This window comes from Pasteurella bettyae CCUG 2042, assembly GCF_000262245.1.
Classification (GTDB): Bacteria; Pseudomonadota; Gammaproteobacteria; order Enterobacterales; family Pasteurellaceae; genus Basfia; species Basfia bettyae.
The window spans coordinates 75,809-89,660 of the sequence record NZ_AJSX01000034.1; the positions used below are offsets into that span (position 1 = coordinate 75,809).

10 protein-coding genes are annotated in these 13,852 nt (G+C 36.0%); 8 read left to right on the forward strand and 2 right to left on the reverse strand.

Annotated features, from left to right (window positions below; all coding sequences use genetic code 11):
- The first annotated feature begins 48 nt into the window (after positions 1-48).
- Complete coding sequence (modA, locus tag HMPREF1052_RS07410) at positions 49-813, forward strand: molybdate ABC transporter substrate-binding protein (protein ID WP_005761043.1); 765 nt, start codon at positions 49-51, stop codon at positions 811-813.
- A gap of 90 nt (positions 814-903) precedes the next feature.
- The gene (gene modB, locus HMPREF1052_RS07415) at positions 904-1,626 is read left to right on the forward strand and encodes a molybdate ABC transporter permease subunit (protein WP_005761075.1); all 723 of its coding nucleotides are present in this window, start codon (positions 904-906) and stop codon (positions 1,624-1,626) included.
- A gap of 50 nt (positions 1,627-1,676) precedes the next feature.
- Here the strand turns inward: modB and tehB are convergent, their stop codons facing one another.
- Positions 1,677-2,540: an SAM-dependent methyltransferase TehB gene (gene tehB / locus HMPREF1052_RS07420; RefSeq protein WP_005761032.1), complete on the reverse strand. Its 864-nt coding sequence runs from the start codon at positions 2,538-2,540 to the stop codon at positions 1,677-1,679.
- 393 nt (positions 2,541-2,933) lie between these two features.
- On the opposite strand from tehB, the gene HMPREF1052_RS07425 reads away from it, so the two are divergent.
- The 5 genes from HMPREF1052_RS07425 (at position 2,934) to HMPREF1052_RS07445 (ending at position 11,372) form a co-directional block, all read left to right on the forward strand.
- Positions 2,934-3,983 (forward strand): porin, encoded by a 1,050-nt coding sequence (locus HMPREF1052_RS07425; protein ID WP_005761004.1) that lies wholly within the window; start codon positions 2,934-2,936, stop codon positions 3,981-3,983.
- 420 nt (positions 3,984-4,403) lie between these two features.
- The gene (gene aceE / locus HMPREF1052_RS07430; RefSeq protein ID WP_005760973.1) at positions 4,404-7,055 is read left to right on the forward strand and encodes a pyruvate dehydrogenase (acetyl-transferring), homodimeric type; all 2,652 of its coding nucleotides are present in this window, start codon (positions 4,404-4,406) and stop codon (positions 7,053-7,055) included.
- Between the two features lie 106 nt (positions 7,056-7,161).
- Positions 7,162-9,048 carry a pyruvate dehydrogenase complex dihydrolipoyllysine-residue acetyltransferase gene (gene aceF, locus HMPREF1052_RS07435; RefSeq protein WP_005761059.1) on the forward strand — a complete coding sequence of 629 codons (1,887 nt, stop codon included), beginning with the start codon at positions 7,162-7,164 and terminating at the stop codon, positions 9,046-9,048.
- Positions 9,049-9,140: 92 nt separating this feature from the next.
- Positions 9,141-10,568 carry a dihydrolipoyl dehydrogenase gene (lpdA, locus tag HMPREF1052_RS07440; protein ID WP_005760963.1) on the forward strand — a complete coding sequence of 476 codons (1,428 nt, stop codon included), beginning with the start codon at positions 9,141-9,143 and terminating at the stop codon, positions 10,566-10,568.
- Between the two features lie 249 nt (positions 10,569-10,817).
- Positions 10,818-11,372, forward strand: coding sequence for an NlpC/P60 family protein (locus HMPREF1052_RS07445; protein WP_040596436.1), 555 nt, complete (start codon positions 10,818-10,820; stop codon positions 11,370-11,372).
- A 303-nt stretch (positions 11,373-11,675) separates the two neighbouring features.
- Here HMPREF1052_RS07445 and HMPREF1052_RS07450 read toward each other — a convergent pair whose 3' ends face one another.
- Complete coding sequence (locus HMPREF1052_RS07450) at positions 11,676-12,140, reverse strand: LexA family protein (RefSeq protein ID WP_005760995.1); 465 nt, start codon at positions 12,138-12,140, stop codon at positions 11,676-11,678.
- Between the two features lie 270 nt (positions 12,141-12,410).
- Between HMPREF1052_RS07450 and sstT the strand changes: the two genes are divergently transcribed.
- Complete coding sequence (sstT, locus tag HMPREF1052_RS07455; protein ID WP_005760978.1) at positions 12,411-13,652, forward strand: serine/threonine transporter SstT; 1,242 nt, start codon at positions 12,411-12,413, stop codon at positions 13,650-13,652.
- Positions 13,653-13,852 lie beyond the last annotated feature (200 nt).

The following is a 13,852-nucleotide window of genomic DNA, read 5'->3' on the forward strand; positions in this document are numbered from 1 at the left end:
TCATTATATAATAAATTAAATAGCGTTAACTTAAGGGGAGATTTTCCAATGCTAAAATTAAAAAATATTGTTGTGGGACTTGCACTTAGCTGTGCTGCGATTTCATTTTCTGTTCAAGCAAAAGTGACTGTTTTTGCGGCAGCTTCAATGACTAATGCTTTACAAGAAGTAGCCACTGAGTATAAAAAAGTAAAACCGACTGAAGATGTGGTATTTTCTTTTGCTTCATCTTCAGTTTTAGCTCGTCAAATTACCGAAGGTGCACCAGCAGATATGTTTATTTCTGCAGACCAAAAATGGATGGACTTTTTAGCAGAGAAGAATGCGATTGTTCCTGAAACTCGAGTTGACCTCGTAGGCAATAAATTAGTGATGATTGCACCTAAAGATAGCAAAACCGATAAAGTCGATTTAACCAATGATAAATGGCAAACTGCTTTAAATAACACCTATTTATCCGTGGGAGATCCTGAACATGTGCCCGCAGGGATTTATGCAAAAACAGCATTCACTTATTTAAAACAATGGGATGCATTAGAAAATAAATTAGCCCGTGCTAAAAACGTACGTGATGCATTGCGTTTAGTTGAGCAAGGTGAATCACCATTAGGTGTGGTTTATGCAACTGATGCAGCGATTAGTGAAAAAGTGAAAGTTGTAGCAACATTCCCAGCAGAATCTCATCCACCTGTTGAATATCCAATGGCATTAATCAAAGAACACGATAATCAAGATACACGTGCATTTTTAGATTATTTAAAATCAGATACTGCGAAAGCCGTATTCAAAAAATTTGGTTTTTCAACAAAATAATCATTAAACTAATATAAGTGGGTTTTAATCGCCCACTTTGTGTTTAAAAATTTTTATTAAAATGACCGCACTTTTAAGTGATTTTCATCTATGTTCGAATCAATTATTAATTATTTCCAATTTTCTCAGTCTGAGCTTAATGCTATTTCATTAAGTATTAAAGTCGCTGTAGTGGCAATAATTAGTAGTTTGCCATTTGCGATTTTCATTGCTTGGTTATTGGCTCGTAAAGAATTTTGGGGAAAATCCATTCTTAATGGTATCGTTCATTTACCTTTAGTTTTACCCCCCGTAGTGATTGGTTATTTACTTTTAGCAAGTATGGGGCGTAACGGAATTATTGGTAAGCATTTATTGGAATGGTTCGGTTTCACTTTTGGATTTAGTTGGTATGGCGCTGCGTTAGCTTCAGCTGTGGTGGCTTTTCCATTAGTCATGCGCTCAATTCGTTTAGCACTAGAAAGTGTCGATTTTAAACTTGAACAGGCAGCACGAACGTTAGGCGCTTCTTCTGTTCGGGTATTTTTCACGATTACTTTACCCTTGTCTTTACCAGGCATTTTAGCGGGTGTAATTCTTGGGTTTGCTCGTTCATTAGGTGAGTTTGGCTCAACCATTACGTTTGTATCTAATATTCCAAATGTCACTCAAACTATTCCGCTGGCTATGTATTCCTATATAGAAACACCAGGAGCGGAAGATTCAGCCGCACGATTATGTATTATTGCTATCATTATTTCGTTAATTTCTTTATTGTTATCAGAATGGCTAGCAAAACGAACACAACAAAAATTGGGGCAAACCGCAAAGTAATATCGTAACAAAAAAGGACGCATCAGGCGTCCTTTGAGTTTTAGTGCTGATTAGGCTAGTTTTTTAGCCAACATAGTGACAAATTTCATTTTATAGCGATTACCATGTTCATCAGTTTTATGTAATTCACCCATATCTTCATTATATTCAATAAATTCCCAACCTGCATAATAGTCTTTCAATTCATTTTCAGCGAAAGTAAATGAGAACGGAATCGGGCAAGGCACTTCAGGTGTGGACATAGCTGCCACAATAAGATTATAACCACCAACATTGGTATGTTGTTGCATATTGGCAAGAATATTTGGCACTGCTTTACGATCTAAGAACATAAATACTACAGTAGATAGGATAAAATCATAGTTTTCTTGAATATTAGCACTGTTAATATCATAAACTGCGGTTTGAATTGACAAATTTTCTTTTTGTGCGGTATCAATCAGAAAACCAATACTATCAGTATTATGATCCCAAGAGGTCACATCATAGCCTTTTAGCGCTAAATAAAGTGAGTTACGACCTTGTCCACAGCCTAAATCTAATACTTTACAAGGTGCGATGAGCTTAGCTGCATCTACCACATCACCATGTGTCGCAGTCATGTTATATTTTTTACTGAAATAATCTTCTTGAGTACAGTAAAATTCTAAATAGCATTCTAAGTCATCGGATAATGCTTCTACACGATGCCATACTTGAGGTTCAACAAAGGGTGTTTGATTGTTTGCTGTGAAAATATGTTCACTGACTACTGAGCCATCTTCTTTAAGCACATAAAATTTTAATTTACCCTTTAATACAGTAAGTTTTCCCCAAGTACCAACTTTAGTATTGTGTTTTTCTTGAAACATTTTAGGAAGAGAATCTTTTGTCCAAATGGGCATTTTTTTGTAACAAATAAGTTCTTGTGGCATAACGGCATATCCTTAATTAAGACAAGTAGAAATAGTTGATTAATATAGTAAGGTATTTGGTTGGGGATAGCAATACTGAAATAAATTGAAAAATAGTTTGGAAAAGTTTGTTTCATTATCATGATAGTGGGCGAGATTCAGCTAAAGTCTACTTTTAATAAATGATATCTTTTTGATATAGAATGATTTTTTATCTATGATCAGAGATGAAATCAAAATTTTTATTTTAAAAATGTGATCTGAATCACTAAATGAGGATATAAAAATTTAAATTCTATTGACTCATATTTTTTTCTTTGGCAAGATACGTGTGCTTCAAAGCGAGTTTTGACCTTTCTATGATGAGAAAGTTCAATCTAAATAATTAAACAAATTCTCAAAAGGAATTAAATTATGAAAAAGACATTAGTAGCATTAGCAGTAGCTGCAACAACTATCGCAGCAACAGCACCAGCAAGCGCATTCACCGTTTATGAACAAGACGGTGCTAAAGTTGAATTAAGCGGTTCATTCCGTGCGTTTTTAGGTCGTGTTGGTGACGATAATCGTGGCGACTTAAAAAATGACGGTTCACGTATCGTAATTAAAGCTAGCCAAGATTTAGGAAATGGCTTATCAGGTTTCGCAGGTTACCAAATCCGTTTCGAAGATAAAACGAATACAAAAACCAATAAAGAAGCAAGCTCAGCTAGCAGCTTCGGGAGCCCAACTACTCGTGAATTATATGCAGGTTTAGCACATAAAGATATCGGTGCATTAAGCTTTGGTCGTCAAGCAACAAGTGCTGACGGTATGGTGTTAACAGACCAATATTACTACCGTTCAGGTGAATTCAACCCATTAACAACTCGTGCTGATAAATCAATTAAATTTAAATCAGCAGATTGGAATGGTTTCGGTTTCAGCGTTGATTACTTATTTGGTAATGAATATAAAGATAATGCTTCAGCTGATTACAAACATGGTTATGCTGCTGGCTTAACATATACTTATGACATCAGTGACGTGACAGCATTAAACTTTGCTGCAGGTTATAGCTATGATGCAAAAGATAAAGCGACTGGTAGTGCAACTGGTGCAGAAAAAGATGCATGGGTTGTTTCTACAGAATTAGCTCATGGTCCATTTAGCTTATCAGCTGCTTATGGTCAAACAACAGACGAAGGTTATGAATATGCTGATGCTGATGGTCGTTATATCAGTGTAGGTGCTCATTACCAAGTGATTGAACCATCAAAAATCTACTTACAATGGGAACGTTTAAGTGTTAAAGATAACAATACTGGTGATAAAGATATTAGCAATCGTTATTTAGCTGGTGTTGATTATAAATTCCACAAAAACGTAGTAACTTACGTTCAATATGAACATGTAACTGATAAAACTGAAGGTGAACGCACTAAAGATAACGTGTTCGGCGTTGGTTTACGTGTATACTTCTAATTTTAGTTAGTGTTTTTATAAAACCCGGCCTTTGGTCGGGTTTTTTTATTCTATTAAACTATATTGAGTTTTTTTAACCAGTTTCATGGTAAATAAATTTCTCTTTATTTTTATAAAGATTGATTTAAACCTTAATTTATTAGGGCAAGAGCCTATTTTCTGTACTGAAATAATAATTTTTACTATCTTTTAATCAAAAAATTTAATAAAATTTACATCATTTGTTAAAAAAATGTAAAGTTTGCTTCGGGCTATTTTGTGTTTTTTTAATTTACTTGTTTTCGATATGTCACATGGTTATTGTGTTACTATATTAATTTAAAACCATTTATCGAAAGCAGTTATCTCGGGTTATATTGGCTTTTAGATGTTAAAGGCAGATATAAGCATCACTATCCACTAACTTAAAAGGAAAAGACTATGTCACAGATGATTAATGACGTAGATCCAATCGAAACTAATGATTGGCTGTTAGCAATCGATTCTATTATTCGTGAAGAAGGTGTAGAAAGAGCTCAATTTATTATTCAAGAGTTAATGCAACATGCTCGTAATAAAGCAGTATCTTTACCAACAGGAACTACTACAGAATACATTAATACTATTCCTGTGTCTGAACAACCAACCTATCCTGGTAATCTTGAAATTGAGAATCGTATTACTTCAGCTATTCGTTGGAATGCGATTATGGCAGTTCTACGTGGTCAGAAAAAAGACTTAGAGTTAGGTGGACATTTATCGACGTTCCAGTCTGCTGCTACTATGTATGACATGTGTTTTAACCACTTCTTTAAAGCAGCTACAGAAAAAGATGGTGGTGACTTAGTATTTTTCCAAGGTCATGCTGCACCAGGTATCTATGCTCGAGCATTTATTGAAGGGCGTATTACCGAAGAACAAATGAATAACTTCCGTCAAGAAGCCTTTGCTAATGGGCTTTCTTCATATCCGCATCCAAAATTAATGCCTGAATTCTGGCAATTCTCAACAGTATCTATGGGGCTAGGTCCTGTTAATGCCATTTATAATGCACGTTTCTTAAAATATTTAGATAACCGTGGTTTAAAAGAGACTAAAGATCAGAAAGTCTATGCATTCTTAGGCGATGGTGAGATGGATGAAATCGAATCTAAAGGTGCATTAACATTCGCAGCTCGTGAAGGCTTAGATAACTTAATCTTTGTGATTTCTTGTAATTTACAACGCTTAGATGGACCAGTAAATGGTAACGGTAAAATTGTTCAAGAATTAGAGGGCTTGTTTAATGGGGCTGGTTGGGAAGTGATTAAAGTCCTTTGGGGTACAACTTGGGATAAATTATTTGAAAAAGATACTTCAGGTAAATTAATTCAGTTAATGATGGAAGTGGTTGATGGTGACTACTTAACATTTAAATCTAAAGATGGTGCTTATGTTCGTGAACACTTCTTTGGTCGTTACCCTGAAACCGCAGCGTTAGTTGCCGATATGACAGATGATGAAATCTGGGCATTAAAACGTGGTGGTCATGATACACAAAAAATGTTTGCAGCCTTCAGTAAAGCACAAAAAGCAGGCAAACCAGTGGTATTATTAATTCAATCTGTAAAAGGTTATAAAATTCCAGAAGCAGAAAGTAAAAATACTGCACACCAATCTAAAAAAATGTCACAAGACAGTCTTAAAGGTTTCCGTGATCACTTCAAACTTCCATTAACAGATGAACAAGTGGAACATTACGAATACATTAAATTCGAGGAAGGCTCTGAAGAACACAAATATTTACATGAACGTCGTAAAGCATTAAATGGCTATCTTCCACAACGTTTAGCGAAATTCACTACCGAATTTAAAGTGCCTGCATTAGAAGATTTCTCTCAATTATTAGAGGCGCAACCTCGTGCAATTTCAACGACAATGGCATTTGTTCGCGTATTAAATACTTTATTAAAAAATAAAGATATTGGTAAAAATATTGTGCCAATTATTGCGGATGAAGCTCGTACATTTGGTATGGAAGGTTTATTCCGTCAAGTGGGTATTTATAATCCACACGGTCAACAATATGTACCATCAGATAAAGATTTAGTTGCATACTATCGTGAAGCTAAAGATGGTCAAGTATTACAAGAAGGTATCAATGAGTTAGGTGCGACTGCATCATGGTTAGCCGCTGCAACTTCATATTCTGTAAATAATTTACCAATGATTCCATTCTTTGTTTATTACTCAATGTTTGGTTTCCAACGTGTAGGCGATATGATGTGGGCTGCGGGTGACCAGTTAGCTCGTGGTTTCATGATTGGTGGTACTTCTGGACGTACAACATTAAATGGTGAAGGTTTACAACATGAAGATGGACACAGCCATATTCAAGCAGGTGTTATTCCTAACTGTGTGACTTATGATCCAGCTTATGCTTATGAAGTTGCAGTAATCATGCAAGATGGTATTAACCGCATGTATGGTGAAAAACAAGAAAATGTATTTTATTACATCACCACATTAAACGAAACTTACGATCAACCAGCAATGCCTGTCGGTGCTGAAGAAGGTATTCGTAAAGGTATCTACAAATTTGAAACTGTGGGTGATGGTGAAACAGCTATCCAATTATTAGGTTCAGGTGCAATTTTCCGCCATGTACGTGAAGCTGCACAAATTCTTGCTAATGAATATGGTATTGCTTCTGATGTGTATAGTGTGCCTTCATTTAATGAAGTTGCTCGTGAAGGTGCAGATGCAATTCGTTGGAATATGTTACATCCAACTGAAACGCCTCGTGTACCTTATGCATCTCAAGTAATGAATGATAAACCAGCAGTAGCGGCAACAGATTATATGAAACTTTATGCAGATCAAATTCGTGCATTTATCCCAACACAAAGCTATCACGTATTAGGAACTGACGGTTTTGGTCGTTCAGATAGCCGTGAAAACTTACGTAGTTTCTTTGAAGTGGATGCTCACCACGTTGTAGTTGCTGCACTTTCTGAATTAGCAAATCAAGGTAAAGTGACTAAACAAGTGGTTGCAGATGCGATTGCTAAATATGCTTTAGATGCAGATCGTATTAACCCATTATATGCATAATTAACCCTGAAAAGTGCGGTGTTTTTTCAGAAAATTTTCTAAAATTTGACCGCACTTTTAAGTAGTTTATTTGATGGGTGGAAGCCTATCTTAAAAGGAATATAACATGTCGAAACAAATTCAAATTCCAGATATTGGTAGTGATGAAGTTACAGTAACCGAAGTCATGGTGAAAGTTGGTGATACTGTAGAAGTTGATCAAAGTATTATTAATGTGGAAGGTGACAAAGCCTCAATGGAAGTGCCTTCACCAGAAGCTGGCGTAGTAAAAGAATTATTAGTGAAAGTCGGTGATAAAGTTTCAACTGGCACACCAATGTTTGTATTAGAAGCAGCAGGTTCAACGCCTGTTGCTGAGGCTCCAGCAGCACCATCTGCTACACCAGCAGCAACTGCATCAAGTGCACTCGTTGAAATTCATGTTCCAGATATTGGTAGCGATGAAGTTAATGTTACTGAAATTATGGTTAAGGTCGGTGATTCAGTTGCTGAAGAACAATCTATCATTAATGTGGAAGGTGACAAAGCTTCAATGGAAGTGCCTGCTCCACAAGCTGGTATTGTAAAAGAAATTCTGATTAAAGCGGGCGATAAAGTTTCAACAGGTTCATTGATCATGAAGTTTGAAATTGCATGTTCTGCTCCAGCGGTTACTGCTCCTGCTTCAGCTCCAGCTCAAGCACCTGTCGCAGCGACAAGTGCAGTGAAAGATGTGAACGTACCTGACATTGGTGGTGATGAAGTAAATGTGACTGAAATCATGGTCAAAGTAGGTGATACTATTTCAGAAGAACAATCATTGATTACAGTTGAAGGCGACAAAGCTTCAATGGAAGTACCTGCACCATTCGGCGGTGTAGTAAAAGAAATTCTAGTGAAATCAGGCGATAAAGTTTCAACAGGTTCATTGATTATGCGCTTTGAAGTCGCGGGTAGCACTCCAGTATCCGCACCAGTAGCAAGTGCTCCAGCGCCAGCGACAACACCAGCACCACAAGTCGCGGCACCTGCTGCGCAATCTGTAGTGCCAGTTAATCAAGATAGCATTGCTTCAACAACCAGTTATGCTCATGCAACTCCTGTTGTTCGTCGCTTAGCTCGTGAATTTGGTGTGAACTTAGATAAAGTGAAAGGTACGGGTCGTAAAGGTCGTATCTTAAAAGAAGATGTTCAAGAATATGTTAAAAATGCACTTAAAGCTTTAGAAAGTGGTGCAACAGCTTCAACTGGTGCTGCAAATGGTGCAGGTTTAGGCTTATTACCATGGCCAAAAGTGGATTTCAGCAAATTTGGTGAAGTAGAAGAAGTTGAATTAAGTCGTATCAATAAAATTTCTGGCGCTAACTTACATCGTAACTGGGTGATGATCCCTCATGTAACTCATTTCGATCGCACGGATATCACAGACTTAGAAGCATTCCGTAAAGAACAAAATGCTTTAGCTGAAAAACAAAAACTTGGCGTGAAGATTACGCCTGTAGTATTTATCATGAAAGCAGTAGCGAAAGCATTAGAAGCCTATCCTCGTTTCAACAGTTCAATTACTGAAGATGCACAACGCTTAATCTTGAAAAAATATATTAATGTTGGTGTGGCAGTAGATACGCCAAATGGTTTAGTTGTGCCAGTATTTAAGGATGTTAACAAAAAAGGCATTATTGAACTTTCTCGTGAATTAGCTGAAGTTTCTAAGAAAGCTCGTGATGGCAAGTTAACAGCTTCTGATATGCAAGGTGGTTGTTTTACAATTTCAAGTATTGGTGGCTTAGGAACAACTCACTTCGCACCAATTGTGAATGCACCTGAAGTGGCTATTTTAGGGGTTTCTAAATCAGAAATGGCACCTGTATGGAATGGTAAAGAATTTACACCACGTTTAATGCTTCCATTATCATTATCGTTTGACCATCGTGTGATTGATGGTGCTGATGGTGCACGTTTCATTACCTTTATTAACGGTGTATTATCTGATTTACGCCGTTTAGTCATGTAATAAGTGCGGTGAGATTTTTTTAAATTTCAATCGAAACGATATTTAATAAGGTGGTGCTTTCGCCCACCTTTTACCAAAGCATAGGTAAAAATATGAGCAAAGAAATTAAAACACAAGTTGTGGTATTAGGTGCCGGTCCTGCTGGCTATTCAGCTGCATTCCGTTGTGCTGACTTAGGTTTAGAAACTGTATTGGTTGAGCGTTATTCAACTTTAGGTGGTGTATGTTTGAACGTGGGTTGTATTCCTTCTAAAGCATTATTGCATGTTGCTAAAGTGATTGAAGATGCAAAACATGTTGAACATCATGGTGTCGTATTTGGTGAACCAACTATTGATTTAGATAAAGTACGTGAAGGCAAAGAAGCTGTAGTAAGCCGTTTAACTGGTGGCTTAGCGGGTATGGCGAAAATGCGGAAAGTGACAGTGGTTGAAGGTCAAGCAGAATTTGCAGATAGTCATACTCTTGTTGCCAAAGATCGTGAAGGTAATCCAACAACGATTAAATTTGATAATGCGATTATCGCTGCGGGTTCTCGTCCTGTACAATTACCATTTATTCCTCATGAAGATCCACGCATTTGGGATTCTACCGATGCTTTAGCATTACGTGAAGTTCCAAAACGCTTATTATTGATGGGCGGTGGTATTATCGGTTTAGAAATGGGGACAGTATATAGTGCATTAGGTTCGCAAATTGATGTGGTTGAAATGTTCGACCAAGTCATTCCAGCAGCAGATAAAGATATTGTTAAAATCTTTACTAAACGCATTGAGAAAAAATTCAACTTATTGCTAGAAACCAAGGTGACTGCAGTAGAAGCAAAAGACGATGGTATTCATGTTTCTATGGAAGCCAAAGATGGCAAAGTAACCACTCAAGTTTATGATGTGGTATTAGTGGCGATTGGTCGTACACCAAATGGTAAGCTTATTGGTGCAGAAAAAGCGGGTGTAGAAGTGACAGAGCGTGGTTTTATCAATGTAGATAAACAAATGCGCACGAATGTACCGCACATTTATGCGATTGGTGATATTGTTGGTCAACCAATGTTAGCTCATAAAGGTGTGCATGAAGGTCACGTAGCGGCAGAAGTGATTGCAGGGAAAAAACATTACTTCGATCCTAAAGTTATTCCTTCTATTGCCTATACAGAGCCTGAAGTTGCTTGGGTAGGTAAAACAGAAAAAGAATGTAAAGCTGAAAACTTGAACTTTGAAGTAGCAACATTCCCTTGGGCGGCTTCAGGTCGTGCAATCGCATCAGACTGTGCAGATGGTATGACTAAATTGATCTTTGATAAAGAAACTCGCCGTATTTTAGGTGGTGCTATTGTAGGTACTAATGCGGGAGAATTATTAGGTGAAATTGGTCTTGCTATTGAAATGGGTTGTGATGCAGAAGATATTGCATTAACTATCCATGCGCATCCAACTTTACATGAGTCTGTGGGCTTGGCCGCAGAAGTTTTTGAAGGTTCGGTAACAGATTTACCTAATCCAAAAGCGAAGAAAAAATAAATTGAGATAAAATAAATAAAAGCCTTTTTGCTTAATGTTTGCTGCTTAATTAGTTAGTATTTCAATCCAACTTTTTTAGTATGCGCATTACTTAAAAAGGCTTTTTTATTGCATAAATCTAATAAAAATGTGATTTTATTCACATAAAATAAATAGAAAGTGCATAAAAAGTGAATTAGTGATGGTAATTTACACAGAAATCATGTAGGATTTAGCTCGTTTATATTTTGATGTTTAGATTTTAATATGATGATTAAAAAATTATTAGTAATTGCGGGAGCATTATTTTTAGCCGCTTGTTCAAGTGCTCCTAGGCAGAGTTCGATGATTTATCCTTCAGCAGATGAAAGAGATGATACTCAATTGACTGCTTTAATTGGTTCATTAAAAACCAATAAACCCCAATATGGAGCTCGCTCAAATTTCAATTCAGCTCAACATGCACAAATTAATAATAAGCAACTTATGAAAGTGTATAATGAATGGGCTGGAACGCGTTATCGTTTTGGTGGTACTACGAGTCGTGGTATTGATTGTTCAGCATTTATGCAAGAAGCATTTGCAAGTGCATTTGGTATTAGTTTACCTCGCTCAACTTCTGAACAACAATCAGTAGGTAGAAGAATTCAAAAAAATGAACTTCAACAAGGTGATTTAGTATTCTTCCGTGGTAACCGTCATGTGGGTGTTTATTTAGGTGGAAACCGTTTCATGCACTCAAGTACTACTGAAGGCGTAACCATTAGTTCGTTGGATGAAGCATATTGGTCAAGAACTTATACCCAATCACGCCGAGTTTTATAATTTTAAAATTTGATAAAAAAGAGCGATATTTTTATCGCTCTTTTTTTATAGTTTTTATTCTCTATTCTCTATAAAAGCCTGTTTGTATTCGCACACTTAGTTGTTTTCTAAGTTTATGTTTATTCGTCTTATTTTGTATAGCTTTGAGTAATATATTGATGGAGAAATATTATCACAGTATAAACTGCGGTTAATTTTTGAAAAATTTATTTGATTGAGTATTGTAGTTAGCATGATTAGCTTTATATAAAAAGTGGAAAAGGACGCAATTAAGCGCCCTTTGAAAATTTTGTACAAAATTAGTTATGCAGCAAAACGTATACTGTTTTTCTTTGGTTTCATTTGATGAATCGAGTTAGTTACTGTGCCAACAATGGAAAGCATTGTCCAATTATCAGTTCTAATATTTTCAACTTTTGAACTTAAGCTAAAGAAAACAAATTTACCATTATCATGAGCAATAAATTCAAATATTTCTAATTTATGATTTACTTCAATAACGACTAGATCGCCAATTGATAAGCTGTCATTTTTTTCAACAACTAACATATCACCTTCTTCGATACCCCAAGCAAGCATATCTGGATTTTGTACACGAATAAAACAAGTTTGTTGTGGACGTTTAATGCAATATAAGTTGAGATCTAATCTTTTGCTAAAAGTAGATGATTGTTGCAAATCTTCGTATAGTGGCATTGGATGATAAGAGAATACATTGCTGTTTGCCGGCTGTGCATTGTCGTTTGCGAAAGTTACATAATTCATCATCGTTTTCCTTAGGATATAACCCTGTTTTTTTATACATGCATAATATACTGTATAATTAAACAGTGAGTCAAATATTTTTTTGTATAATAGAATAAATTCTAAATTTAGTATTTCCTTTATATAAAAATTGCGATAATCTCTAAAAACTATTCTTTTTTATTGATTAAACGTTGTCTTATCGTTTGGAAGAATAGTGATACAGGAAGATCTTATTTGATCTATTCGTAGTTCATTCGCAAGTTCTGCTTGCATAACCTAAGTTATCAATTTATGAATATTTCACGTTTATTTGCATTTTTTTTCCAAGGAAATTTGGTAAAAAGAATTTTCATTGGTTTAATACTCGGTATTATTGTGGCGTTGATTGCACCTTCTTTAGAAGCAATGTTAGGGTTTAATATTGCTGAGAAGGTCGGTGTGCTAGGACAAATATTTGTTAAAGCACTACGTGGCGTTGCCCCAATTCTAATTTTCGTATTAGTGATGGCTGCACTTGCAAGTCGCAAAGTAGGCTCAAAAAGTAATATGAAAGAGATTATTGTGCTTTATCTGATTGCAACTTTCTTAGCAGCAGTTGCCGCAGTAATTGCCGCATTTCTATTCCCGACAGAAGTCGCACTTGCTAAAGCAGAAGATACCAGTACTGCACCGCAAGGGGTTTCTCAAGTTTTATTAACGCTTGTGCTAAATGTAGTGGATAACCCTCTAAATGCGATTTTTAAAGCAAACTTTATTGGCGTATTAGCTTGGTCAATTGGTTTAGGTTTAGCATTCCGTCATGCTTCAGATGCGACTAAAAATGTCCTTTCTGATTTTGCCGAAGGTGTTTCTAAAATCGTTCATGTGATTATTGCCTTTGCCCCATTTGGTGTATTTGGTTTAGTAGCTGAAACATTAGCAGCAAAAGGATTAGAAGCATTAGCAGGTTATAGCCAATTATTAGTAGTGTTAATTGGCACAATGTTATTCTCTGCATTTGTTATTAATCCAATTCTGGTGTATTGGAAAATTCGTAAAAATCCATACCCATTGGTTTGGATGTGTACTCGTGAGAGTGGATTAACGGCTTTCTTTACTCGTAGTTCTGCAGCCAATATTCCAGTGAATATTAGTTTAGCAAAACGTTTAAATCTTGATGAAGAAACTTATTCTGTGTCTATTCCATTGGGTGCGAATATTAATATGGCGGGTGCGGCAATTACCATTACGATTTTAACCCTAGCAGCGGTTCATACCCTAGGAATTGAAGTTTCGTTCACAAGTGCTATTTTACTCAGTGTGGTAGCTTCATTATGTGCTTGTGGTGCATCTGGTGTTGCTGGTGGCTCATTATTATTGGTTCCGTTAGCTTGTAGTTTATTTGGTATTACTGATGATGTTGCGGCACAAATGATTGGTGTTGGTTTTGTGATTAGTATTTTACAGGATTCTACTGAAACAGCACTTAACTCTTCAACTGATGTATTATTTACAGCTGCAGTTTGTATGGAACAAGAACGTAAAAATAGTTAATTTTTGCGTTAATTGATTAAAATTATGAAAGCGCTTTCTTTAGCAATAGAGAAAGCGCTTTATTTCATTTAAATATGCATAAATTATGTGATCAATAAATTAAATAAATAGAAAGGTTAAGCAGTTTTATTAAGTAACTCATATTAATTATTTATTTTTAAAATAGGCTAAATGGAATTAAGCATCTATGTTAATTTGTT